The 24,948-nt window shown below is 65.4% G+C and carries 22 protein-coding genes and 1 tRNA gene; 18 read left to right on the plus strand and 5 right to left on the minus strand.

The genetic code is table 11. From position 1 onward, the window contains the following. The 4 genes from IB236_RS24415 to IB236_RS21295 form a co-directional block, all read left to right on the plus strand. On the plus strand, positions 1–297 hold a 297-nt coding region (locus tag IB236_RS24415), incomplete at its 5' end, for a hypothetical protein (protein ID WP_225581304.1). Then, the gene (locus IB236_RS21285; protein WP_192422149.1) at positions 251–2,620 is read left to right on the plus strand and encodes a Tex family protein; all 2,370 of its coding nucleotides are present in this window, start codon (positions 251–253) and stop codon (positions 2,618–2,620) included. The genes IB236_RS24415 and IB236_RS21285, both read left to right, overlap by 47 nt. An 87-nt stretch (positions 2,621–2,707) precedes the next feature. After that, the gene (locus IB236_RS21290; protein WP_056063447.1) at positions 2,708–3,538 is read left to right on the plus strand and encodes an HDOD domain-containing protein; all 831 of its coding nucleotides are present in this window, start codon (positions 2,708–2,710) and stop codon (positions 3,536–3,538) included. A 99-nt stretch (positions 3,539–3,637) separates the two neighbouring features. Continuing rightward, complete coding sequence (locus tag IB236_RS21295) at positions 3,638–4,810, plus strand: patatin-like phospholipase family protein (protein WP_056745124.1); 1,173 nt, start codon at positions 3,638–3,640, stop codon at positions 4,808–4,810. Positions 4,811–5,141: 331 nt separating this feature from the next. On the opposite strand, the gene IB236_RS21300 is transcribed toward IB236_RS21295, so the two are convergent. Both IB236_RS21300 and IB236_RS21305 read right to left on the minus strand, forming a co-directional pair. Then, on the minus strand, positions 5,142–7,964 hold the full coding sequence (locus tag IB236_RS21300; protein WP_099730429.1) for an EAL domain-containing protein: 2,823 nt from the start codon (positions 7,962–7,964) through the stop codon (positions 5,142–5,144). Positions 7,965–8,231: 267 nt separating this feature from the next. Continuing rightward, positions 8,232–9,368 carry an iron-containing alcohol dehydrogenase gene (locus tag IB236_RS21305; protein ID WP_099730428.1) on the minus strand — a complete coding sequence of 379 codons (1,137 nt, stop codon included), beginning with the start codon at positions 9,366–9,368 and terminating at the stop codon, positions 8,232–8,234. 96 nt (positions 9,369–9,464) lie between these two features. Here IB236_RS21305 and IB236_RS21310 point away from each other — a divergent pair, with 96 nt between their 5' ends. The 3 genes from IB236_RS21310 (at position 9,465) to IB236_RS21320 (ending at position 12,227) form a co-directional block, all read left to right on the plus strand. Continuing rightward, the gene (locus IB236_RS21310; RefSeq protein WP_099730427.1) at positions 9,465–10,337 is read left to right on the plus strand and encodes a 2-keto-4-pentenoate hydratase; all 873 of its coding nucleotides are present in this window, start codon (positions 9,465–9,467) and stop codon (positions 10,335–10,337) included. A 103-nt stretch (positions 10,338–10,440) separates the two neighbouring features. Continuing rightward, positions 10,441–11,361 carry an alpha/beta hydrolase gene (locus IB236_RS21315; protein WP_225581310.1) on the plus strand — a complete coding sequence of 307 codons (921 nt, stop codon included), beginning with the start codon at positions 10,441–10,443 and terminating at the stop codon, positions 11,359–11,361. 8 nt (positions 11,362–11,369) lie between these two features. Beyond that, positions 11,370–12,227 (plus strand): YbgC/FadM family acyl-CoA thioesterase, encoded by an 858-nt coding sequence (locus IB236_RS21320; protein ID WP_192422151.1) that lies wholly within the window; start codon positions 11,370–11,372, stop codon positions 12,225–12,227. Between the two features lie 63 nt (positions 12,228–12,290). Here IB236_RS21320 and IB236_RS21325 read toward each other — a convergent pair whose 3' ends face one another. Then, positions 12,291–13,208 (minus strand): folate-binding protein YgfZ, encoded by a 918-nt coding sequence (locus IB236_RS21325; RefSeq protein ID WP_192422152.1) that lies wholly within the window; start codon positions 13,206–13,208, stop codon positions 12,291–12,293. 45 nt (positions 13,209–13,253) lie between these two features. Between IB236_RS21325 and mltG the strand changes: the two genes are divergently transcribed. From mltG to IB236_RS21355, 6 genes are all read left to right on the plus strand, one after another. After that, on the plus strand, positions 13,254–14,240 hold the full coding sequence (gene mltG / locus IB236_RS21330) for an endolytic transglycosylase MltG (protein ID WP_370539940.1): 987 nt from the start codon (positions 13,254–13,256) through the stop codon (positions 14,238–14,240). A gap of 24 nt (positions 14,241–14,264) precedes the next feature. Beyond that, on the plus strand, positions 14,265–14,942 hold the full coding sequence (gene tmk / locus IB236_RS21335) for a dTMP kinase (protein ID WP_121942774.1): 678 nt from the start codon (positions 14,265–14,267) through the stop codon (positions 14,940–14,942). Beyond that, on the plus strand, positions 14,939–15,946 hold the full coding sequence (locus IB236_RS21340; protein WP_192422153.1) for a DNA polymerase III subunit delta': 1,008 nt from the start codon (positions 14,939–14,941) through the stop codon (positions 15,944–15,946). The genes tmk and IB236_RS21340 overlap by 4 nt, the downstream gene beginning before the upstream one ends. A gap of 15 nt (positions 15,947–15,961) precedes the next feature. Beyond that, positions 15,962–16,321 carry a PilZ domain-containing protein gene (locus IB236_RS21345; RefSeq protein WP_015013859.1) on the plus strand — a complete coding sequence of 120 codons (360 nt, stop codon included), beginning with the start codon at positions 15,962–15,964 and terminating at the stop codon, positions 16,319–16,321. A 63-nt stretch (positions 16,322–16,384) separates the two neighbouring features. Continuing rightward, complete coding sequence (locus tag IB236_RS21350; protein ID WP_056744435.1) at positions 16,385–17,191, plus strand: TatD family hydrolase; 807 nt, start codon at positions 16,385–16,387, stop codon at positions 17,189–17,191. After that, entirely contained in the window at positions 17,188–17,862 is a 675-nt protein-coding gene (locus IB236_RS21355) for an ankyrin repeat domain-containing protein (protein WP_192422154.1), read from the plus strand. The genes IB236_RS21350 and IB236_RS21355 overlap by 4 nt, the downstream gene beginning before the upstream one ends. A gap of 91 nt (positions 17,863–17,953) precedes the next feature. Here IB236_RS21355 and msbA read toward each other — a convergent pair whose 3' ends face one another. Continuing rightward, on the minus strand, positions 17,954–19,756 hold the full coding sequence (msbA, locus tag IB236_RS21360) for a lipid A export permease/ATP-binding protein MsbA (RefSeq protein ID WP_192422155.1): 1,803 nt from the start codon (positions 19,754–19,756) through the stop codon (positions 17,954–17,956). 140 nt (positions 19,757–19,896) lie between these two features. Between msbA and tolB the strand changes: the two genes are divergently transcribed. The 5 genes from tolB (at position 19,897) to IB236_RS21385 (ending at position 23,539) form a co-directional block, all read left to right on the plus strand. After that, the gene (gene tolB / locus IB236_RS21365; RefSeq protein WP_192422156.1) at positions 19,897–21,216 is read left to right on the plus strand and encodes a Tol-Pal system beta propeller repeat protein TolB; all 1,320 of its coding nucleotides are present in this window, start codon (positions 19,897–19,899) and stop codon (positions 21,214–21,216) included. 44 nt (positions 21,217–21,260) lie between these two features. After that, a complete protein-coding gene (gene pal / locus IB236_RS21370; RefSeq protein WP_099730420.1) occupies positions 21,261–21,803 on the plus strand; it encodes a peptidoglycan-associated lipoprotein Pal in 543 nt (180 codons plus the stop codon). Further along, positions 21,803–22,594 carry a tol-pal system protein YbgF gene (ybgF, locus tag IB236_RS21375; protein WP_192422157.1) on the plus strand — a complete coding sequence of 264 codons (792 nt, stop codon included), beginning with the start codon at positions 21,803–21,805 and terminating at the stop codon, positions 22,592–22,594. The genes pal and ybgF overlap by 1 nt, the downstream gene beginning before the upstream one ends. Further along, positions 22,594–23,421 (plus strand): ThiF family adenylyltransferase, encoded by an 828-nt coding sequence (locus IB236_RS21380; RefSeq protein WP_225581305.1) that lies wholly within the window; start codon positions 22,594–22,596, stop codon positions 23,419–23,421. Before ybgF ends, IB236_RS21380 begins: the two co-directional genes overlap by 1 nt. A 42-nt stretch (positions 23,422–23,463) precedes the next feature. Next, a tRNA-Lys gene (locus IB236_RS21385) sits at positions 23,464–23,539 on the plus strand. 140 nt (positions 23,540–23,679) lie between these two features. Here IB236_RS21385 and IB236_RS21390 read toward each other — a convergent pair. After that, a complete protein-coding gene (locus tag IB236_RS21390; protein WP_192422159.1) occupies positions 23,680–24,744 on the minus strand; it encodes an AI-2E family transporter in 1,065 nt (354 codons plus the stop codon). Positions 24,745–24,948: the final 204 nt, after the last annotated feature.

Here is a 24,948-nt window from a genome sequence, read left to right on the forward strand (position 1 = left end):
AAGCGTCTCAAAAAAGCCGGGTCAAAAACGATTCCTGAACCGGGTTCGGTGAGTCGCCTTGCGGGTTCGGCTCATCGATGGGATGAACTGTACGCCGATGGTGTTCAGGGAAAAACCACCCAGTCGCGAACTAACTGTTCCAGTATTGAGAACAATCCGCCCACCCGTCGCCGGGCTGCCAAACCGCCTGTGGCAAACTCGCGCGCTTCGCTTTTTTGTTTGACCGAGTCTCAGAGAGTCCGCCCCACCCATGCAGCAGATCGTTCGGCAGTTGGCCGCAGAAATCAAAGTCAGTGAACAACAGGTGCGCGCAGCGGTGGAGCTGCTGGATGGCGGTGCCACGGTGCCCTTCATTGCGCGCTATCGCAAGGAAGTGACGGGCGGGCTGGACGACATTCAGCTGCGCGAACTGGAGGCGCGCCTGTCCTATCTGCGCGAGCTGGAAGACCGCCGTGTGGTCGTGCTCAAGGCGATTGACGAGCAGGGCAAACTCACCGATGCACTGCGTGCCGCCATTGCGGCCGCCCCGACCAAGCAGGAGCTGGAAGACATCTACCTGCCGTTCAAGCAAAAGCGCCGCACCAAGGGCCAGATCGCCCGCGAGTTCGGCATCGAACCGCTGGCCGACAAGCTGTTTGCTGACCCCACACTGGACCCCGCCGTCGAAGCTGCGGCGTTCACCAAGCCACCCGAAGTGCTGGATGACGGCAAGCCCGGTGCCGATTTCTCTACCGTGCCCGCTGTGCTGGATGGTGTGCGCGACATCCTCAGCGAGCGCTGGGCCGAAGACCCGGCGCTGGTGCAGAACCTGCGTGAGTGGCTGTGGGCCGAAGGCCTGCTGCGCAGCAAGAAGGTGGACAGCAAGAACGAGAACGACCCCGAGGTCTCCAAGTTCCGCGACTACTTCGACTACGACGAACCCATCGGCCGCGTGCCCTCGCACCGCGCGCTGGCTGTGTTTCGCGGGCGCGGACTCGAAATTCTGGAAGCCAAGCTGGTATTGCCGGTGGAGCCCGAACCCGGCAAGCCCAGCATCGCCGAAGGCAAGATCGCCCTGCACCTGGGCTGGAGCCACCAGGGCCGCAAGGCCGATGACCTGATCCGCAAGTGCGTGGCCTGGACCTGGCGCGTGAAGCTCAGCCTCTCGACCGAACGCGACCTGTTCGCCCGCCTGCGCGATGAGGCCGAGAAGGTCGCCATCAAGGTGTTTGCCGACAACCTGCGTGACCTGCTGCTGGCCGCACCGGCCGGCCCGCGCGTGGTGATGGGGCTGGACCCAGGCATCCGTACCGGCGTGAAGGTGGCCGTGGTGGATGCCACGGGCAAGCTGGTGGAGACGGCCACGGTGTACCCGCACGAGCCCAAGCGCGACTGGGATGGCTCGCTGTTCACCCTGTCCAAGCTGGTGGAAAGACACGGCGTGAACCTGATCGCCATTGGCAACGGCACAGCCAGCCGCGAGACCGACAAGCTGGCCGCTGACCTCATCAAGATGGCCGCCAAGGCCGACCGCGCCATCGAGAAGGTGGTGGTGAGCGAGGCGGGGGCTTCGGTCTATTCCGCCAGCGAATATGCGTCGCAAGAGATGCCCGATGTGGACGTGAGCCTGCGCGGTGCGGCGTCCATCGCCCGCCGCCTGCAAGACCCGCTGGCCGAGCTGGTGAAGATCGACCCCAAGAGCATCGGCGTGGGCCAGTACCAGCACGACGTGAACCAGAGCGAGCTGGCCCGCACGTTGGGCACGGTGGTGGAGGACTGCGTGAACTCGGTGGGCGTGGACCTGAACACGGCCAGTGTGCCGCTGCTCAGCCGCGTGTCGGGCCTGTCGGGCAGTGTGGCCAAGGCCGTGGTGCGCTGGCGCGAGGCCAATGGTGCTTTCAAGAGCCGCAAGCAGCTCATGGATGTGGCCGGGCTCGGTGCCAAGACCTTTGAGCAGAGCGCGGGCTTCTTGCGCATTCGCGGTGGTGACAACCCGCTGGACATGACGGGCGTGCACCCCGAGACCTACCCGGTGGTCGAGCAGATCATGGAAAAGACTGGCAAGCCGGTGGCCGAGATCATGGGCCGTACCGACATGCTCAAGACCCTGAAGCCCGAGCTGTTTGCCAACGAGAAGTTTGGCGTGATCACTGTCAAGGACATCCTGGCCGAGCTGGAGAAGCCCGGCCGCGACCCGCGCCCCGACTTCAAGGTGGCGCGCTTCAACGACGGCGTGGAAGACATCAAGGACCTCAAGGAAGGCATGATCTTGGAGGGCACGGTGAGCAACGTGGCCCAGTTTGGCGCTTTCATCGACCTGGGCGTGCACCAGGACGGCCTGGTGCATGTGAGCCAGCTGGCGCACAAGTTCGTGAACGATGCGCGCGAGGTGGTCAAGACCGGCGACATCGTCAAGGTCAAGGTCATGGAAGTGGACGTGGAGCGCAAGCGCATCGGCCTGTCGATGAAGCTGGATGCCGCGCCACCGCGCCAGGGCGGCGACCGGGGCGCACCCCGTGACAACCGCTTTGAGGGCGCAGGCCGTGGCTACGCACAACCCCAGCGCCGTGGGCCCGAGCCTGTGCAGCAGTCGGCCATGGCGTCCGCATTTGCGAAGTTGCAACAGGCCAAAGGCCGCTGACGCAGCCGGCTGTGCCGCCGGTGGTTTTTTGGCCGTGCAGGGGCCCATAATCGCCAGCACCTGAACCAACCACCGGCGCCGTACCCCATGGAGTTGAACGCACTGCTGGCCCAACCTGTGGCACTGCCCAGCCTTCCGCGCGCCGTGGCGCTGCTGATGAGCGAGCTGGCCCAGAACGAACCCAGCTTGCGGCGCCTGAACCAGCTGTTTGGCACCGATCCGGCCCTTGCGGCTCGTTTGCTGGAACTGGCCAATTCCCCCACCTTCCAGCTGCCCGGGCAGATCGCGGGCATCCCCGAGGCGCTGGCGCTGCTGGGCACCGCACAGCTGCGCACGTTGGTCACCTCGGCGCCGCTGGGCACCACGTCGCGCTCGGTGCCAGGGGTGAACATGCAGCAGTTCTGGCGTTACAGCCTCAACACCGCCAAGCTCGCGCGCTCGCTCGCTGGCATCGTCCACCACAACCAGATCGCGGCGTATACCGCCGGTTTGCTGCATGCCCTGGGCGAGCTGGTGATCCACCTGGCCGACCCCGAGAAGGCACAGTCGGTCAACACCCTGGTGGCACCGTTTGACCTGCGCCGCGACAAGATCGAGCAGCGCATCTTTGGCTACAGCTACGGCCAGGTCACTGCGGGCTGCGCGCGCCGCTGGCAACTGCCCGAGGTGGTGATTGACGCCCTGCAGCACCAGCACGCACCGTTTGACAACAAGGTCTACGAACCCCTGGCGGGCGTCATCCACCTGGCCGCCTGGCGCGCCCGCGCCCGCGAGGCCGAGCTCAACGAAAAAGAGCTGGCCGTGTCCTTCCCTGGCGAAGTGGGGCTGGCCCTGGGGCTCGACATCGACATGGTGCTGCAGCAAGACCCCATCGACTGGACCGCTCGACCGGATGCGGCGGCGGATTTCATCGTCTAGTTGCCCGGTTGCGGGTCAGGCGGTTGCCGGGGAAGGCGCTGTTGAGTAAGGTCTACGGATTGACGGTGCTGCCCCAGCCGCTTTGCGACAATCAGCGCCATGAAAGCACTGCGCATCCATGCTGGCCCCCGCGCCCGCCAACACCTGGAACAACAGGGCCTGCGGCCCGCTGACGTGAGCGTAATCCCGGCAGCGGCTGGCGGTCCCAAGGGACTGATCCTGGGGCCGATGGACCGGTTCATTTTTGGGGAGTGGCTGCCGCGCTCCGATCAGCCCGTGCACTTGGTGGGCGCCTCGATTGGCGCCTGGCGCATGGCCACGGCCTGCCTGCAGCAATCGGTGGCGGCTTTTGAGCGGCTGGAGCATGACTACATCCACCAGGACTACGAGCTGCCACCCGGCAAAAAGCGCCCCACGGCCGCCCATGTGAGCGAGCGGTTCGGCCAGAACCTGGAGGCCTTCTACGGCGGGCGGGTGCAGGAAGTGCTCAGCCACCCCCGCTACCGCCTGCACATCGTCACGTCCCGGGGCCGCCATGTGCTGGGGCGGGAGCATGCGCTGGGCACGCCGCTGGGGTATCTGGGGGCGTTTGTGACCAACACCGTGCACCGCAAGGCGATGGGGGCCTGGCTGGAGCGGGTGGTGTTTTCCTCATCGGGTGCGGCACTGCCTTTTGCCACGACCGACTACCGCACCCGGCAGGTGGGGCTGAACTCAGACAATTTCATGCAGGCGCTGCAGGCCAGCTGCTCGATCCCGTTTGTCTTGCAGGCCGTGCACAACATCCCGGGCGCCCCGCGGGGCGCTTACTGGGACGGCGGCATCACCGACTACCACCTGCATCTTGCCTATGGTTTGCCGAATGTCGGTGCTTCTGAATTGATAGCTGCTCAGGCAATAAGCACTAGCGCTCCCAGCGAAAAAGGCTCAAAAACTGCGGCCGAGCCGCTGCGCGCGGGTGCTGGCGGCCTCGTGCTCTACCCCCACTTCCAGCACCGCGTGGTGCCGGGCTGGCTGGACAAGGGGCTGAAGTGGCGCCACAAGGCCACGTCGGCGCTCGACAACATGGTGGTGCTGTCGCCCGACCCGGACTGGGTGCGCCGATTGCCCAACGCCAAGCTGCCCGACCGCAACGACTTCACCCACTACGGCACGGACAGCCGTGCCCGGGCCCAGGCGTGGCTGACGGCCACGCGCGCCAGCCAGCAGCTGGTGGATGAGTGGTGCGAATGGCTGGAGCGGCCGGACATGGGCGCGGTGCAGCCGTTGTAGGCTGCCAGGGCGGACGCGCCTCTGGGGCCCATTGGGTCTCCTGCGCTGGCCGCAGGCTCTCAGAACCTGTTCAAAGTCTTTTTAGAGTTGCACAAGTACCTTGCCGGGATGGGATGCAAGGCGCGGTGCGCCGCCGATAGCCCGTGCTATCGGCAAGCGCCGCAACGCCGCAGACCGCCCGGCAAGGCACTTGCCCGCAGGGTTGGAGTGAAATCGGGCGATTGAACGCCCCGGCTGCTTGCATGGGCACGAGCCCATGCGGCGCACCCGAGACATCCACTCATCCCGATTGCACTTCAATGCAATCTCCAAAATGACTTTGAACAGGTTCTTAGGTCGAAGCAGGGCGACGTGCCGCCTCTTGCACCGCCCGGGCAGCATGGCGTGCAGCGTGGTCCCGGGCCCAAGGCAGCACGTCGGCCGCGGGCATGGGTCGGGCAATGCCATAACCTTGTGCGCGTTCGCAACCCAGCTCTAGCAGCTTGGCGCAGTGCTCGGCGGTTTCGACGCCTTCGGCCACCACATGGCGGTGGAACGCAGCCGCCAGCGCCACGATGGCTTTGACGAGGGTGAGGTCGTCGCCATCCTCCAGAATGCCGCGCACGAAGGACTGGTCGATCTTGATGGTCTCCGCGGGCAGGCGCTTGAGGTAGGACAGGGACGAAAAGCCGGTGCCGAAGTCGTCCAACGCAAAACGCACGCCCAGGGCCTGACAGCTTTGCATCATGCGGCGCATGTACTGCATGTCTTCGAGCGCGGCGGATTCCAGGATCTCCAGCTCCAGCCGCGAGGGAGACACCTCGGGGCAGGTGTGCAGGATGTCCTTGAGCCGCTGCACAAAGTTGGGCCGGTGAAAGTGGGGCGCTGCGATGTTGACGCTGACCTCCCATCCCATGCCCGCATCGCTCCACACCCGCATCTGCGCCAGGGCCTGGCGCAGCACCCATTCGCCCAGCTCGACCTGCAGGTCCGTGTCCTCCACCAGCGGCAGCACATGCTGCGGGCCCAGCAGCCCCTCTTGCGGGTGTTGCCAGCGCAGCAGGGCTTCGAGCCCGATGATCTCGCCCGTGCGCAGGTTGACCTTGGGCTGGTAGTGCAGCACCAGCTCGCCCGCGTGCAGTGCGCGGGCCACCCGGGTCTGGCGGGTGTGCTGGGTCTGCACGGCGTGGTCGTGTTGCACGTCGAACACGTGCAGCTGGTTGCGCCCGAAGCTCTTGGCCTGGCACATGGCCTGGTCGGCATGGCGCAGCAGGGTGTCGGGGTTGGCGTCGTCTTGCGGAAACACGGCCACGCCAATGCTGACGGTGATGTTCACCAGGCGGTCGTCAATCGCATAGGGCGCGGCCAGTTGCTGCATCAGCACGGCCAGGCGCGCCTCGATGGCGGGCACATCGGGCTGTTCGCCCAGCAGCAGCACAAACTCGTCGCCGCCCATGCGGGCCACGGCTTCGTGGGCCGTGATGAATGCGCCCAGGCGCCGCGCCACTTCCTTGAGCAGACGGTCGCCCACGCGCTGGCCAAAGGTGTCGTTCACGGCCTGGAAGTGGTCCAGGTCCAGCATGCACACCGCCAGCAGCAGCTGCTTGTTGCGGGCCACAAACAGGGCGTGTGTGAGCTTTTCGGCCAGGGCCGCACGGTTGTACAGACCGGTGAGCGCGTCGTGGCGGGCGTGCCACGAGATCTGGTGGCGCAGGTTGCGTGTTTCGGTCACGTCGCGGAATACCAGCACGCAGCCCGCCGCGTGGCCGCTTCCTTCGCGGATGGCGGCTGCCGTGTACTCGATGGCATAGCGCTCGCCAGAGCGGTGGATCAGCACCTCGTAGGTGGCCTGCTGCAGCCCACCCGGCTGGGTGTCGCGTTCGGCGGCCGCGCTGGCGGTGCGGCTGGCGGGCTCTTCGTAAAGACGGAACACGTCGTCCAGCTGCCGGCCCAGCGCCTGGTCGGCCGTGAACCCGGTCATGAGCTGTGCGGCCTCGTTGATGGTCTCGATGCGCCCGCCCGGGTCGGTGGTGATGACCCCGTCGCCGATGGAGGCGAGGGTGACCTCGGCACGTTCCTTTTCAGCGCGCAGGGCTTCCTGGGCGCGCTTGCGCTCGGTCACGTCCACCAGCGTGCCGATGGTGCCAGCCAGTTCGCCGTTGGTGCTGGTGAAGGGCGCTTCGAAATAGGCCATGTCCAGCGGGGGCTGGTGGGGCGGGCGGATGCGGATCTCGTTGTCGTGCGCGCTGGCGATCCGGGCCGACCGTTCCGGGGCCAGTTCGGCCGGCAGGCTGGCCCCTGTAGCGCCGTCAGCACCTGGCTGCGACTGGAACAGGCGCTGCCATGCGCGGTTGGCGTCCAGGTAGGTGCCGTCGGCATGGCGCACAAACACGGGCAGGGGCAAGGCATCGATCAACTGGCGGGTGAAGTGCAGTTGCTCGCTTTGCTGGCGCTGCGTTTCGTGCAAGGACAGCACCAAGGACTGCACCTTGCCCGCCATGTCGTTGAAGGTCTCGGCCATGGCGCGGGACTCCAGCGTGCCGGTGACTTCCATGCGGGTGCTCAGATAGCCTTGGCGAAACGCGTCGGTGGCCTGGGCCAGGCGCTGCAGCATGCGGGCATTGGCCCGCAGCAGCAGCGTCAGCAGAAAGAAGATGGTGAAGATGTTGAGCGCCGAGATGCGCGCCTGTACCAGCACCGTGGCCCACACCTGGTCCGCCAGGGGCTGCGGGTGGGCCGTCACCGTCAGTCGGCCCGATGTGCCGTCTGCCAGCGCGAGGCCGGACTGCTGCACAGGGGCGGAGAGGTCCAGCCAATCGGTAAACCATTTCGGAGCATTGGCGGGGTAGGGAAGGGCGGTGACCTCAATGGCGGGCTGGTCGGCGGCCTGCCATTTGATGGACGCCACCGCTGGCGCCGCCTGCGCCAACCCCTCGGTCAGGATACGGGTCACGGTGTCGGCATCGGGCGCGGGCACGGCGGCCAGGCGCAGCTGCAAAGGATCGCTGGCGCGCCGCAGTTCGGTAGAGCCTTGCTGCAGGGCTTCGTCGGTTTCCGCGGCCAGCAGGTAGTGGTAACGCACCCCGGTGACCAGCAGGATGATCGCCACGATGGGCACATACAGCCGGGGGTAGGTGCCCCGCAGAAGCCAGGTGGTGAGATTTCCGGTGCGCATTGACGGTGGTCCTCCCCCACAACCCCAGTGGTAATGAATGGTTAATTAATTGTTGACAGCGGCGAGTCTATCTTGTGAGAAGTTGTGAGCGTGGTTTTGCATCGCGCTACCGGCGCGGTGTTGCTGATGTGTGACGTTTTGTAAAACTGCGGAGCTGCCCGCACGCGCAATGCGCGCCTGACAAGTGCCCGGGCACGCGCTGGCTCCCCGCCATGTGCCCCCGCGCCCAGGTGCGCGGCAGTTGGCCCAAGGGTGAGGCGGCTGGGTTCAGAGCGACTGGGCCAGCATGTCGCGGTATTCCTCGGGTGTGGCGATGCGCGGGTTGGTCTTGTGGCAGTGGTCGGCCATCGCGCCCTTGATGATGTCGTCGAACATCGCCTCGTTCACGCCCATCGCGGCCAGGCCGGTGGGCAGGCTCAGGCGGGCGTTCATGTCGCGGATGGCTTCGGGAATATCGCCTGCGCTGGCCAGGCCCATGGCGTGGGCCATGCGTTCCAGGCGCTTTTCCTTCTGCACCGATTCCGCCTGCGCATTGAAGCGCACCACGGCGGGCAGGAACATGGCGTTGAGCGTGCCGTGGTGCAGGCGCGGGTTCACGCCGCCCAGGCTGTGGCTGAGCGAGTGCACGGCGCCCAGGCCCTTCTGGAAGGCCATGGCGCCCTGCATGCTGGCGCTCATCATGTGCAGGCGTGCATCGCGGTCGCTGCCGTTTTTGGTGGCCTGCTCGATGTTCGCCCAGCCGCGCGTGAGGCCGTCCAGCGCAATGCCGTCAGCGGGCGGGTTGAACGCGGCGGACATGAAGGTTTCCATGCAGTGCGCAATCGCGTCCATGCCCGTGGCTGCTGTGAGCATGGGGGGCAGGCCGAGGGTGAGTTCGGGGTCGCAGATGGCGGTCTTGGGCACCAGGTTCCATGAGTGGAAGCCGAGCTTGCGGTGGTCGTCCACGATGATGATCGCGCCGCGCGCCACCTCGCTGCCCGTGCCGCTGGTGGTGGGCACGGCGATCAGCGGCGCGGCGCGGTCGGTGATGCGGGGCGAGCCGCCTTCGATGGTGGCGTAGTACGTCAGCGGCCCCTCGTGCGTGGCCGCAATCGCGATGCCCTTGGCGCAGTCGATGGCGGAGCCCCCGCCCACGGCGATCAGCCCGTCGCAGCCCTGGGCCTTGTACATGTCCACGGCGGCGCGCACGGCGGCCTCCGTGGGGTTGGAGGGGGTCTGATCAAACACGGCCACCGTCATGCCGGGCAGCGCGTCCAGCGCCTTTTGCAGCACGCCGGCGGCCTTCACGCCGGGGTCCGTCACGATCAGAGGGCGGGTGATGCCCACGCGGTCGCATTCCTGCTTCAGCAGCTGGACGGCGCCGAATTCAAACTGGATCTGGGTGACGTAGTAGATGAAAGCCATGGTGCAACAAGGTGTGTGAATGGGGGTGCCAGCGATTACGATAGCTCGCCAGCCTTTGAAAAGGTTCTGAGCCCACTTTATAAGGAGGAGACAGCCTTGAAAACGAAGCAAACCCTGATGGCGGCCCTGGTGGCCGTCGCATCTGTGACAACAAGCGCCCAGGCCCAGTGCCTCACGGACGCGCAGGCCGCCGACCTGGTGGCCAACTATGTGGCCAAGACCCCGGCAGCCAACCCCGAGAACCTGACGGACGCCGACGGCGCCTGCACACGCGGCAAGGTCAACGCCTTGCTGGCCCAGCGCATGGGCAAGGTGATTGGCTACAAGGCGGGCCTGACCAACCCCGCCGTGCAAAAGCGCTTCAACACCGACAAGCCCGTGTGGGGCAAGCTCTACGAGGGCATGGTGCTGCCCAGTGGCGCCACGGTGGATGCAGCCTTCGGTGCCCGCCCCCTGTACGAGGCCGACATGCTGGTGCGCGTGAAAAGCGCCGCCATCAACCAGGCCAAGACCCCCATGGACGTGCTGGACGCCGTGGACCAGATCATCCCCTTCATCGAGCTGCCCGACCTGATGGTGCAGGCGCCGCCCAAGCTCAACGGCGCGGGCGTGACCGCCATCAACGTGGGCGCGCGCCTGGGTGTGGCGGGTGCCCCGATTGCCGTGCCGGCGTACCGGGGCGAGCGTTTTGCCATGCTCCAGGCCCTGGCCGACATGAACGTGTCGCTGACCGATGGCGCGGGTGCGCGCCTGGGTGGCGGCAAAGGCAGCGACATCCTGGACCACCCGCTCAACGCGGTGGTGTGGCTGGCCGGTGCGCTCGCGCAGGAAGGCCTGGCCATGCAGCCGGGCGACCTGATCAGCCTGGGCTCGTTCTCCGCATTGCTGCCGCCCAAGGCTGGCTTGTCGGTGACGGCCACCTACGACGGCTTGCCCGGCGCGGCACCCGTGCGACTGAGCTTCAAGTAACCCACCCCTGATCGGCCCGCCGCCTTGCGGGCCGTTGTCTTTTCTGCCGAGACCCCGACCGTTGATCGACCTGCACATCCATCACACCCGCCTGACCCCCCAGATGCGCAGCGTGCTCGAACGCATGGCCCGCGCCGGGCACCCGCCGCTGCACACACGCACGCCGCAGGAGGCACGCATCGCCTACCAGGCGGGCGCCGACGTGCTGGAGGTGCCCAAGGCCGCGCTGGCGCGGGTGGAAGACCTGCAGATCCCCACCCGCGACGGAGCCATGCTGCCCGCACGGCTGTACGCGCCCAGCACCGACAAGGGCTTGCCCATGCTGCTGTACACGCACGGCGGCGGCTTCACCATCGGCAACATCGCCACGCACGACATCCTGTGCCGCGAGCTGGCGCGTCTGGCCGGTTGCATGGTGGTGTCGCTGGACTACAGGCTGGCGCCGGAGCACCGCTTTCCCACAGCCAGTAATGATGCGTGGGATGCGCTGCAGTGGCTGGCCGCCCATGCAGAAAGCCTGGGCGCCGACCCCCAGCGCCTGGCCGTGGGCGGCGACAGCGCGGGGGGCACCCTAGCCGCCGTCAACGCCATCCTGGCGCGCGATGCCGGCCTGCCGCTGGTGCTGCAACTGCTGATCTACCCCGGCTGCGCCGCGCACCAGGACACGCCTTCACACGCCACCTTTGCACGCGGCCTGGTGCTGGAGGAGCCCGCCATCAGCTGGTTCTTTGGCCATTACGTGACCACGCGCGAGGAGCGCGAAGACTGGCGTTTTGCGCCGCTGCTGGCGCCGGACGTGGAGGGCGTGGCACCCGCGTGGATTGGCCTGGCCGAATGCGACCCGCTGGTGGACGAAGGCGTTGACTATGCCGACAAGCTGCGCCTGGCGGGCGTGCCCGTGGACCTGGACATCTACCGGGGCGTGACCCACGAATTCATCAAGATGGGCCGCGCCATCCCCGAAGCGCGCAAGGCCCATGCCGACGCAGCCCGCGCGTTGCGCCTGGCTTTTCACCTGGAGTAAACGAACCCATGCAACGCAGTGATTTCCGTTGTTTCCACCGCCTGCGCGTGCGCTGGGCCGAGGTGGACATGCAAAAGATTGTGTTCAATGCGCACTACCTCATGTACGTGGATACCGCCATGTCCGAGTACTGGCGCGCGCTGGCGTTGCCGTACGAGGCGAGCATGCTGGCGCTGGGCGGCGAGATGTATGTGAAGAAGGCGACGGTGGAGTACCACGCCTCGGCGCGGCTCGACGACACGCTGGACGTGGGCCTGAAGTGCGGGCGCATCGGCAATTCGTCGTGCCTGTTCACTGCGGGTATCTTTTGTGGCGACCGGCTGCTGATTTCTGCCGAGCTGGTCTATGTGTTTGCCGACCCAGCCACGCAGACCTCGCGCCCTGTGCCACCCACACTGCGCGCGATTTTTGAAGGTTTTGAAGCGGGCGCTGAGATGGCCGAGGTGCGCACTGGCGATTGGAACACCCTGGGTCGCGATGCAGGCCGCGTACGCACCGATGTGTTTGTGCATGAGCAGGGCATTCCGGCCGAGGTCGAGGCCGATAGGCACGACATCTCGGCGCGCCACGCCGTGCTGTACAACCGGCTGGGCATGCCCGTCGCTGCGGGCCGCCTGCTGCAGCACGCACCCGGCGTGGGCCGCATCGGCCGCATGGCGGTGGATCGGTCGGTACGCGGTGCGCAGTGGGGCCGCCAATTGCTGGATGCGCTGGTGGACGCGGCGCGTGCCCGGGGCGATGCCGAAGTGCAATTGCACGCCCAGCGAAGCGCCGAGGGCTTTTACCGCCGCGCGGGGTTCACGGTGGTGGGCGAGCCGTACGAAGAGGCGGGCATTGCGCACATCGCCATGGCCCGCAAGCTCTGATGGTTTGCTATTAAAAGGGGAGCTGCTCGGGCATGTTGGACTAGCACCTGTGCCCGATTTGGCTCAAATATCGTCCAGCAGCGGGTAGGGCAGGGGCAGCAGCGACAGCGCCACGCCGCCTTCTGCGCCCACTTGCAGCGAGCCCTCTTGGGCAGCGCTGATCTGCAGCGACACGATGGTGTCAAACCCGCAGCCCGGCGCGGCGGCCACCTGCACCACGGTGCCGCAGGGCTGCTCCAGGTCGCTGGTGCTGAACACCTCGGCGCCCACCGCCACCTCGGCTGCTGCATGGGCAATGTAGGCGCGGCGCTTGAGCGTGCCACGGAACTGGCTGCGCGCCACCACTTCCTGGCCGGGGTAGCAGCCCTTCTTGAAGTTCACGCCGCCCACCGATTCGTAGTTGAGCATCTGGGGCACAAAGGCTTCGACCACCGGCGTGGTCAGCGTGGCGACACCGCTGATGACTTCGCTCCAGAGCCACAGCGTGGCCTCCAGCGCAGGGCCGGCGGGCGCTGGCTCTGTGGCGGGGGCTACCCAGAGGGCGCGCGGAGTGCCGTCGGCGGGGTACAGGTGCACCACGGCGGCGGCACCCACATCGGCCTTGGTCCAGGCGGGCTGGGTGCTGCCAGCTACGGAGTTGATAGCGTCTCCGGCAACGCCATAAAGGGAGATGTCACCGGTGGCATCCGTCAGCTTGGCCTTGGCACGCAGCACAAACATCGACAGGCGCTTGAGCGTGGCAGGCAGCAGGTCGCGGCTGCAGACCAGCAGCACCTCGGTGGCGCTACGCTTGAAGCCGATGAAGCTGGCCTGCATGCGGCCCTTGGCCGACAAGAAGGCCGCGAGGCGGGCCTGGTCCATGCCGAGCAGGGCGAAATCCTGGGTGAGCTGGCCGTGCAGAAACTTGGCGGCGTCTTCGCCTTCCACGCGAATCACGCCGAGGTGGGACAAGGGGGCTATGCCATTCAAGGGGTAGGTCATCGCTGAATTATGATGCCCTGATTCATACATATTGGTAGCAGGGTTGTGCGACGTTTACTGGCTTTGATCGTGTTGGTGGGGATCGCACTGGGCGGCGCTGCGTATTGGTGGCTGCACCAGCCGCTCGACGTGGGCCCCGAGCCGCTGGAGCTGGCCATCGAGCCCGGCACCACGCCGCGCGGCGTGGCCCGCGATGTGGTGGCTGCTGGGGTGAAGACGGACGCGCGCCTGCTCTACGCTTGGTTCCGCGTCTCGGGGCAAGACCGCGCCATCAAGGCGGGCAACTACGAAATCCCGCCCGGCACCACCCCCATCAGCCTGCTGCAGAAGCTGGCCCGGGGCGAAGAGGCCTTGCGCGCACTCACCTTGGTTGAAGGCTGGAACTGGCGCCAGGTGCGCCAAGCGCTGGCCAAGGAAGAGCAGATCAAACACGATGCTGCCGCCTTGACCGACGAGGCGCTGATGGCCCAGCTGGGCCGCCCCGGCGTGGCGCCCGAGGGGCGGTTCTTCCCGGACACCTACACCTACGCCAAAGGCTCCAGCGACATCGCCTTGCTGCGCCGGGCGATGCACGCCATGGACCGCCATCTGGAGGCGGCCTGGGCCCAGCGCGCGGCCGACACCCCGCTCAAGTCGGCGGACGAGGCGCTGACGCTGGCCAGCATTGTCGAAAAGGAAACTGGCAAGGCCAGCGACCGGGGCCAGATTGCGGGCGTGTTCGTCAACCGCCTGCGGGTGGGCATGCTGCTGCAGACCGACCCCACGGTGATCTACGGCCTGGGCGAAAAGTTTGACGGCAACCTGCGCAAGCGCGACCTGCAGACCGACACCCCCTGGAACACCTACACCCGCCCCGGCTTGCCGCCCACGCCCATCGCCATGCCCGGCAAGGCCTCGCTGCTGGCAGCCGTGCAGCCGCAGGCCACGCGCGCGCTCTACTTTGTGGCCAAGGGCGACGGCACCAGCCATTTCAGTGCCTCGCTGGAGGAGCACAACCGCGCCGTCAACCGCTACCAGCGCGGGCAGCAGTAAACCGTTTCTTGAACCAAGGCGCCCATGTCACGACCCGGTCTGTTCATCACGTTTGAAGGCATCGACGGTGCGGGCAAGTCCTCGCACATCGAAGGCCTGGCCGCGGCCTTCCGCACCCAGGGCCGTACTGTCACCGTGAGCCGCGAGCCCGGCGGCACGCCGCTGGCCGAAAAGCTGCGCGAAATGGTCCTGAACGACCCGATGGATGCGCTTACCGAGTCCCTGCTGATCTTTGCGGCCCGCCGCGACCACCTGCGCAACGTGATCGAGCCCGCGCTGGCCCGTGGCGACGTGGTGCTGTGCGACCGGTTCACCGACGCCACCTTTGCCTACCAGGGCGCGGGACGGGGCTTCGATCTGGGTGTGCTATCAACTTTGGAGCGCCTGGCGCAGACAGGACTAGCGCCTGAGACCAGTTTGATGCGTGAACCCGATCTGACGGTGTGGTTTGACCTGGCGCCCGAGGTGGCGGCCGAGCGGCTGGCCGGTGCGCGTGTGCCTGACCGCTTCGAGGCCCAACCGGTCGAGTTCTTCCGCCGCGTCGCACAGGGCTATGCCGACCGCGCAGCCGCTGCACCGCAGCGGTTTGCGCGCCTGGATGCGGCGCAGGACCGCCACCGCGTGTGGCAGCAGCTCACCAGCGTGTTTGTGCGCAAGGGCTGGCTTGCCATCATGGTGGCTACGCAGGGAGGGGCGCAATGAGCGAGACCGCCGTGGCCCTGGCGCCCTGGATCGCTGCGCAGCGCACCAGCCTGCTGGCCCAGCGCGGCCACGCGTGGCTGTTGCAAGGGCCGTCGGGCCTGGGGCAATACACCCTGGGGCTGGAAATGGTGCGAGCATGGCTGTGCGATGCGCCGACAGAGCAGGGCGCCTGCGGCCACTGCGGCAGCTGCCACGCCATCGACGTGCGCACCCATGCCGACCTGTGCGTGCTGATGCCCGAGGTGCAGATGATGGCGCTGGGCTGGCCCCTGTCGGAAAAGGCCCAGGCCGACATTGACGACAAAAAGCGCAAGCCCAGCCGCGAGATCCGCGTGGAGGCCATGCGCGACGCGGTGGAGTTTTCGCAGCGCACCTCGGCGCGTGGCAAAGGCAAGGCCGTGCTGGTTTACCCCGCCGAGCAGATGAACCATGTCACGGCCAACGCGCTGCTCAAGACGCTGGAAGAACCGCCGGGCGACGTGCGTTTTGTGCTGGCCAGCGAGGCTGCGCACCAGCTGCTGCCCACAATCCGCAGCCGCTGCCTGGGTCACACCATGGTCTGGCCGGCGGAGGCCGACAGCCTGGCCTGGTTGCAGGCCCAGGGCGTGGCCCGGGATGCGGCAGTGTCGTTTCTGCGTGCAGCAGGCGGGCGGCCTGAGGACGCACTGGCGCTGGCCCAGTCGGGCCGCAGCCCGCAGGCCTGGTCCGCCTTGCCCCAGGCCGTGGCGCGGGGTGATGTGACGGCGCTGGGCGACTGGGCCCCGGCCCAGGTGATCGATGCGCTGCAAAAGCTCTGCCACGACCTGCTGGCCGCCAGCGTGGGCGCCGCGCCGCGGTACTTTGCACAGGCCGACCTGCCCAAGACGCCGCCACTGGGTGCGCTCACACGTTGGTCTCGCGCACTGTCCAAGGCGGCGCGCACGGCAGACCACCCGTTCAATGGCGGGCTCATGCTGGAGGCGCTTGTCGCCCAGGCGCGAAACACCCTACACTCCAGACACTAAGCCGCACACCCACCCATGAGCAGTCCATCCACCGCGCCCCGTCCCAGCGTCATGCAGCTGGCCATCAAGGAAAAGGCCGCGCTCTACGCCGCCTACATTCCTTTTTTTGCCGAAGGGGGCATCTTTGTGCCCACCCAGCGCGACTACAAGCTGGGCGACGATGTGTATGTGCTGCTGACCCTGCCCGACGACACCCAGCGCTACCCCGTAGCAGGCCGCGTGGCCTGGGTGACACCGGCCCGTGCTGCAGGCAACCGCACCCAGGGCGTGGGCATCCAGTTCCCCAAGGACGAAAAATCCCGCCAGCTCAAGGCCAAGATCGAGGAATTGCTGGGAACTGCGCTGGGCTCCGACCGTCCTACCCAGACGATCTGACCGCGCCACCGCCGCCCCCGTGCCGACCCGCGCTGGCTGGTCGGCTTTTTTGTTTTTCATCACATGTTCACTGATTCGCACTGCCACCTCAACTTCCCGGAACTGGTCAGCCAGCTGCCCGCCATCCGCCAGGCCATGGCCGAGGCGCAGGTCACCCGGGCCCTGTGCATTTGCACCACCATGGAAGAGTTCGAGGGCGTGCACGCCTTGGCCCTGGCCCATGACAACTTCTGGAGCACGGTGGGCGTGCACCCCGACAACGAGGGCGTGACGGAGCCCAGCGTGCAGGACCTGCTGGACCGCGCGGCGCTGCCCCGCGTGGTGGCGATTGGCGAGACGGGCCTGGACTACTACGGCATGGAAGATCGCAAGGGCGGGCGCAGCATTGCCGACCTGGAGTGGCAGCGCGACCGCTTCCGCACCCACATCCGCGCGGCGCGCGCCTGTGGCAAGCCCCTCATCATCCACACGCGCAGTGCCTCCGACGACACGCTGGCCATCCTGCAGGAAGAGGGCGAGGATGGCGCAGGCAATCTGGCGGGTGGCGTTTTCCACTGCTTTACCGAATCGATGCAGGTCGCGCGCGCCGCGCTGGATCGGGGCTACTACATCTCGTTCTCGGGCATCGTCACCTTCAAGAGCGCGCAGGAGCTGCGCGACGTGGTGGCCTTTGTGCCGCTGGACCGCATGCTCATCGAGACCGACAGCCCCTACCTGGCCCCGGTGCCCTACCGTGGCAAGACCAACAATCCGTCGTATGTGCCCCATGTGGCCCGGCAGGTGGCCGAGACCAAGGGCCTCACGCTGGAGGTGGTGGCGGAGGCCACCAGCCGCAATTTCGACCGCTTGTTCCCTGAGGTGATGGCATGAGCCTGCAACGACGTTCTGCTTTGGCCGCCGTGGCGTTGGGCCTGGTGTCAGTCCGGGCCTGGGCCGGTGCCTATGAAGACTTTTTTGTGGCCGTCCTGCGCGATGACGGTGATGCAATCACTGCGCTGCTGCGCCGGGGGTTTGATCCGAACACCCGTGATCCCAAGGGGCAGGTGGGGCTCATGATTGCCCTGCAAAACGGCGCAAACAAGGCCGTTGCTGCGTTGCTGGCATCCCGTCGGCTGAATGTGGAGGCCCGCAATGCCAAGGACGAAAGCCCGTTGATGATGGCTGCCATCAAGGGCAACGTGGAGGCCGTCAAGGCGCTTATCGCGCGCGATGCCGATGTCAACAAGACGGGCTGGACGCCGCTGCACTACGCCGCGTCGGCTGGTTCGCCGCAGCATGCGGTGATCATTTCATTGCTGCTCGAAAACCACGCCTACATCGACGCAACATCGCCCAACGGCACCACGCCGCTGATGATGGCGGCGCATTACGGCTCTACCGAGGCCGTGCAACTGCTGCTGGACGAAGGTGCCGACCCCACGCTCAAGAACCATCTGGGCTTGACTGCCGCTGATTTCGCCTTGCGTGTGAGCCGTACCGAGTCTGCGGAGAGAATCGCTGCGGCCATCCGCCGCCGCCAGCCCAACCGGGGCAAGTGGTAACCACGGCAGGTGACGGCAGCACGCTGGTGCAAAGCGGACCACGGCGGCTGCATTGAAGCCAGCGGCGGCCACCCTGGTGGGCCGTGCGTGCTTATTCGGCGATGGCCCCTGTGCCCGACGCGGCGCGTGTCTGCAGCCGCGCATACAGCCCACCCTGCGCCATCAGCTCGCTGTGGGTGCCTTGCTCGGCGATGCGCCCGCGCTCCATCACCACGACGCGGTCGGCATGCTCGATGGTGGACAGCCGGTGTGCAATGACCAGGGTCGTGCGGCCCTGCATCAGGCGCTGCAGGGCCTCTTGCACCAGGCGTTCCGATTCGGTGTCCAGGGCAGACGTCGCCTCGTCCAGGATGAGGATGGGGGCGTCCTTGTACAGGGCCCGCGCAATGGCCAGCCGCTGACGCTGCCCACCTGACAACTGCGTGGCGTTGTGTCCCACCACCGTGTGGATGCCCTGCGGGAGACCTGCTACGTGTTCTGCCAGGTTGGCGGCAGCCAGGCATTCCCGCACCCGGGTTTCGTTCACGGCCTGTCCCAGCGCCACATTGGTGGCAATGGTGTCATTGAACATCACCACGTCTTGGCTCACCATGGCAAATTGCGACCGGAGGGAGGGCAGGTCCCAGTCCGGCAAGGCATGCCCGTCGACCGCGATGGTGCCCGCTGAGGGCATGACAAAACGCGGCAGCAGGTTGACCAGCGTGGTCTTGCCGGCGCCAGAGGGCCCCACCAGCGCCACGATCTCGCCCGGGGCCACCTGCAGGTTGACCCCGTCCAGGGCGGGGGCGTGGTCGGCGCCAAACGATACAGTGACATTGCTCAGCGTGAGCGCGCCTTGCACGCGGTCCTTGCGGTAGATGCCACCAGTTTCTGCACCCGTGTCGCCCAGCAGCCCAAGGCCGCGTTCCAAAGCTGCTACACCCCGGGTCACGGGGCTGGCCACATCAGCCAGGCGCCGGATGGGCGCGATCAGCATCAGCATGGCCGTAATAAAAGACACAAACCCGCCCACGGTCACGTCCTTCGTATCGACCGCACCCCGGCTCTGCCAGAGCGCAATGCAGATCACCACCGACAGCGCAGCGGCGGCCAGTAACTGGGTCAGCGGTGTCATGGCTGCGGAGGCGATGGTGGACTTGATGGCCAGGCGGCGCAGGCTGCGGCTCAGGTCGGCAAAACGCTGCGCCTGCCCACCTTGCGCGCCATGCAGGCGCACCATACGATGCGCCAGCACGTTTTCTTCGACCACATAGGCCAGCTCATCCGTGGCCTGCTGGCTGCTCTTGGTCAGGTGGTACAGCCGCCGCGACAGGGTCTTCATGATCCAGGCGACCCCCGGAACGACGACGGCAACAATCAGTGTGAGCTGCCAGTTGAGGTACAGCAAATAGACCAGCAGCGCGACCAGCGTGAAGCCATCGCGCGACAGGCCGAGCAGGGCCTGCACCAGCAACGTGGCACCGGTCTGCACTTCATAGACCACGGTGTTGGAGAGGGCGCTGGCCGACTGGCGCGCAAACAATCCCATCTCTGCGGCCAGAACACGATCAAACAGCGCCTGGCGCAGTGTCAGCATGCCTTCGTTGGCGATGCGCGCCAGTGCATATTGACCCACAAACTGGGCTACGCCGCGGACGAAGAAAACCCCCAGAATCGCCAGGGGCACCATCCACAGCTGCAAGGTCCCTTGGGTAAAGCCCTTGTCCAGCAGCGGCTGCAGCAGGGCAGGGATCAGGGGTTCGGTGATTGCACCCACCAAGGTTGCAACAATTGCCAGACTCCAGGCCATTCGCTGGTCGCCAAAGTACACCGACAGCCGCCTCAGGCGCGCCATCAAGGTCGTGGGGGGAGTAGGGGCTGTGGCGGGCTTGGTGCCCGTGTCGGTGGCTTGCATGTCGCCCGGATTCTACGTTTGTGCCATGCGCAGCCTGTCCGGCACGGTGTGTCGCGCACAGTTTGTCACAGGGGGCTCGCCGCTGTGTGTAACATTCGGGTTTGCCCTTTCGGCACTTGTTCGGCCACTGCTGGATGCCAATGACCACAGATCGAATCTCCCAACACCCATCTTCCGCAGCTCCGCTGCTTCCCCTGCGCCGCCAGTTGCTGGCCGCACTCATCGCCTCACCATCCATTCCAGCGCTTGCTCAGTTCCGTGTGGAAGTCACCGGCGTTGGGCTGACCCAATTGCCCATCGCCATTGCTCCGTTTCGGGGCGAGGCGCAATCGCCCCAAAAAATTGCGGCCATCGTCCAGGCCGACCTGGAGCGAAGCGGGCAGTTCCGCGCTATTGACGCCTCCGGCGCAGCGCTGGACGAAACCGCGCGGCCAGACGTCGCACTGTGGCGCCAGAAAAGTGCGGATTCGCTGGCCACTGGCAGCGTCACGCGTTTGGCTGATGGGCGTTTTGATGTGCGGTTTCGCTTGTGGGATGTGGTCAAGGGCCAAGACCTGGGCGGACAGAGTTTTGTGGTCACGCAGGGCGACCTGCGCCTGGTGTCGCACCGCATTGCCGACTTCATCTACGAAAAGCTCACGGGTGAGCGCGGTATCTTCTCGACGCGCATTGCCTATGTGACCAAAACCGGCCCCCGTTACAGCCTTTGGGTTGCGGATGCCGACGGCGAGAACGCCCAGTCCGCACTGTCCAGCCCCGAACCCATCATCTCGCCTGCATGGTCGCCCAACGGGGGGCAACTGGCCTACGTGTCGTTCGAGTCGCGCAAGCCGGTGGTCTATGTGCACGATGTGGCCACAGGTCGCAGGCGCCTGATCGCGAACTTCCGTGGTTCCAACAGTGCGCCAGCTTGGGCGCCGGATGGCCGTACGCTGGCGGTCACGTTGAGCCGCGATGGCGGCTCGCAGCTGTACACCATTGATGCCAACGGCGGCGAGCCGCGCCGCCTGATGCAAAGCGCCGGCATCGATACCGAACCCGTGTTTTCGGGCGACGGCCGCAGCATTTTCTTTGTGAGCGACCGGGGCGGTGCCCCGCAAATCTACAAGGTGGGTGCGTCCGGTGGCAATGCGGAGCGCGTGACCTTTACCGGCACCTACAACATCTCACCCAGCGTGAGTCCCGACGGTCGCTGGCTGGCCTACATCTCCCGCGTGGGTGGTGCATTCAAGCTGCATGTGATGGACCTGTCCACGGGCACCGTCAATGCAGTGACTGACACGACGGCGGACGAAAATCCCAGCTTTGCACCCAACAGCCGGCTCATTGTTTACGCCACCCAACAGCAGGGCCGTGAAGCCCTCATGACCACCACCTTGGACGGCAAGATCAAGGCGCGTCTCGCCGGTCAGGCGGGCGACATCCGCGAGCCGGACTGGGGCCCGTTCCAAAAGCAATGAACTTATCTGCACTTTCAGTTATCAAGCCTTCAGGAGAAATTTGGATGATGAAACGTATTACCCTTGCCCTCACCGTTGCCGCTCTCGTGGCGGGCTGCAGCTCTGGCGTGAAGCTGGATGATGTGCCGGTCGAAGACAAAAATGCCACCTCCACCATGGGTGGAGCCAACAACGGTGCCAACTCCGGCAATACCTCGCAAAGCGGCGTGGCGGGCGTGGACCTCGGCCAGTCCGGCCGTGACGGTGCAGGCCCCGTGGGGGTCGCGCGCGTCGTGTACTTTGATTACGACAGCTACGTGATCAAACCCGAGTTCCAGTCGCTGATTGAAGCGCATTCCCGCTTCATCAAAGCGGCCCCCAACCGCAAGGTCATGATCGAAGGTCACACGGATGACCGTGGTGGCCGCGAGTACAACTTGGCACTGGGCCAGAAGCGCGCAGAAGCAGTGCGCCGTTCTCTGGGCTTGCTGGGCGTGCCTGACAGCCAGGTCGAGGCCGTGAGTTTTGGCAAGGAAAAGCCTGCAGCCCAAGGCGCTACCGAAGATGCACGCGCCCAGAACCGCCGCGCTGAACTGTCGTACCGTTGATGACATCCGCTGCACCGGTTTTCTCGTTGCGGGCGCTGGCCACGGCGGCATTGCTCGCCGTGTCGATGTCTTCTGCCTATGCAGCCATCTTTGAAGACGGCGAAGCGCGACGGGCTATCCTGGAGATGCGACAGCGCGTTGATGGTCTGCAGTTGTCTCAGCAGCGCTCTGCCGAAGAGGTGCGCAAGCTGGGCGAAGAAAACGCTCAGTTGCGCCGCAGCCTGCTGGATTTGCAGACGCAGATCGAGACCTTGCGCGCCGAGCAAGCCAAACTCAACGGCCAGAACGAGCAGCTGTTGCGCGATGTCGGTGAACTGCAGCGTCGGCAGAAAGACATCGCGCAGGGCGTGGATGAGCGATTGCGGCAGTTCGAGCCCATCAAGGTCAATGTGGATGGCCGAGATTTCCAGGCAGATCCTGCCGAAAAGCGGGATTTTGAAGCGGCTCTGGCTGTCTTTCGCTCCGGCAAATTCCCTGATGCAAGCGTCGCTTTCGCTGGCTTTGTGCGACAGTATCCGCGCAGCGGGTACGTGCCCTCTGCGCGTTTCTGGTTGGGAAATGCCCAGTACGCTACGCGTGAGTACAAGGAAGCCATCGGCAATTTCAAACAAATGCTGACCGACGCCCCCACGCACGCCCGTGCGCCCGAGGCAGCTCTGTCCATCGCCAATTGCCAGATTGAGCTCAAAGACACACGCACCGCGCGCAAGACACTGGAAGACCTCATCCGGGCTTATCCGCAGTCTGAGGCCGCTGTGGCCGCTAAAGAACGCCTGTCGCGGCTCAGGTGATGGCGGGTGATGTGGCTTTTGCCTCGCAGGCTGCGCCAGATGGTGGTGCGGAACACGCTTCGGAGCGCCGCTTTGGTGGGCTTCAGCGGCTCTACGGAGTGCAGGGCGCAGCCAGAATTCGCTCCGCGCACGTGGCCGTGGTTGGTATTGGTGGAGTCGGGTCGTGGGCCGCAGAGGCCCTCGCGCGCAGTGGCGTCGCGCAAATTACCCTGATCGACTTGGACCATGTGGCTGAATCCAACATCAACCGACAGATCCACGCGCTCACCGATACGGTGGGACAGGCCAAGGTTCTGGCCATGGGTGATCGCATCGCACAAATCCACCCGGACTGCATCGTTGATTGCGTGGAGGAGTTTGTGGAGCCTGGAAACTGGCCTGCCTTGCTGCAAACGCCCGTAGACGCTCTCATTGATGCCTGTGACCAGATCAAAGCCAAAACTGCACTGTCCATATGGGCGCAGGCCCATGGGGTGCTTCACATCACCGTGGGTGCAGCAGGGGGCAAGCGGCATGCGCACAAGGTGGATGTGGATGATCTCGCACTGACCACCCATGACCCGCTGTTGGCCCAAATGCGCTATCAGCTGCGCAAACACCACGGCGCACCGCGGGAGGGCAAGAAGATCGGGGTCACCTGCGTTTTCAGCCGTGAGGCCGTAGCCCCGCCAGATGCTTCTTGCAATATCGATGGCGATGGTTCTTTGAACTGCCACGGCTACGGCTCGGTGGTCGCTGTGACCGCGACCTTCGGCCAATGTGCCGCAGGCTGGGTGCTCGATAAACTTGCAACCAATTCCAAATCGGCCGGAAAAAAGACGCTATAATTCAAGGCTTTGCAGCAATCGATACGATAGCTGCAATCGGTCGGGACGTTAGCTCAGTTGGTAGAGCAGCGGACTTTTAATCCGTTGGTCACAAGTTCGAATCTTGTACGTCCTACCACCCGATTCAAAGCGCATCATTGAATGTGTTTTCAGCCAAAAGCCTCCCTTGGGAGGCTTTTGTTTTTCGCGCTCATTTAAAGCGCCAGTCAAAGCCCATCGTTGCCCCTGACTGGTACACGTGGCCGAGGTTGGGGGGGATCACCGGGTGGGTGCGTCCGCCTCCGGCGGTGGTGAAAAAAGGTCCCAGCTGGCCATGAACAGTGCAGCTATCACTGGACCGATCACAAACCCCGTGAGGCCGAACAAGGCCATGCCGCCCAGGGTAGAGATCAGCACGATGTAGTCGGGCATCTTGGTGTCTTTGCCCACCAGAATGGGGCGCAGGATGTTGTCCACAAGCCCGATCACGCAGATGCCGAATGCAGTCAGCACCACGCCTTGCCACACAGCGCCTGTTGCCAGAAAGTAGATGGCCACAGGCACCCAGATCAGCCCGGCGCCCACGGCTGGCAAAAGGGACAGGAAGGCCATGAGCACCCCCCACAGCACCGGTCCCTGGATGCCCAAGATCCAGAAAATCATGCCGCCCAGCGCGCCCTGAGAAGCCGCCACCACAATGTTGCCTTTGACCGTGGCCCGGATCACGGTCGTGAATTTACCGACCAGCTGGCGCTTGTGCGCTTCTTCCAGGGGGGTGGCCTGCCCGATACGCTGTGCCAGACTGGCTCCGTCTCGCAGCAGGAAGAACAACAGGTACAACATGATGCCGAAGCTGACAATGAACTCTAGGGTGTTTTGACCGATGCTCAGCGTCTGTGTCGCAACGAATTGACTGGCCTGCACCGCGAAAGACGAGAGCTTTTGCTGCAACTCGCCTACGCTGGTAAGTTGGAGGCGGTCAAGCAGGCCGACAGCCCAAGCTGGCAGTGCAGCAATGACCTGCTGCAGGTACAGCCCAAAATTGATTTGACCTGAGCGCACCCGTTCGTAGATTGCGGTGGCCTCCTGAATGAGCGACACCGTGATGGCCGTCATCGGCAAGATCACCACCACAAGGCACAAACCGAGTGTGCATAAGGCCGCAAGCGTGGGCCGCTTGGGCATTTTTCGCAGCAGTTTGCGGTGCAGTGGGGCAAAAAGAATGGCGAGGATGACGCCCCAGAAAACGGCTCCGTGAAACTGCCACAGGATCGCTCCGAACGCGACGGTGACAAGGGTGAGCAGCAGCAAAAAGGCTTTGTCCTGGAGTTGTTGATGCGGCATGGAGTGGGGTTTGCAATGGGATACCCGGAATGTACGCGAGGCGCTGATCAGCGCAGCTTCTTGCGCTGTGCGGCGATGGTTTGGATCCACTTTTTGGGGGTGGACTTCGGTTCGGTGGCACAATGGCGCCCGTACCAAGGCCCTTCCCCAGCCACAGTCGCATCCGCCAACCGGTTCAGCCGTGTCGCGGAAGGTTTCTCAACC

The organism is Acidovorax sp. ACV02, from assembly GCF_014851475.1.
GTDB classification, from domain to species: domain Bacteria; phylum Pseudomonadota; class Gammaproteobacteria; order Burkholderiales; family Burkholderiaceae_C; genus Acidovorax; species Acidovorax delafieldii.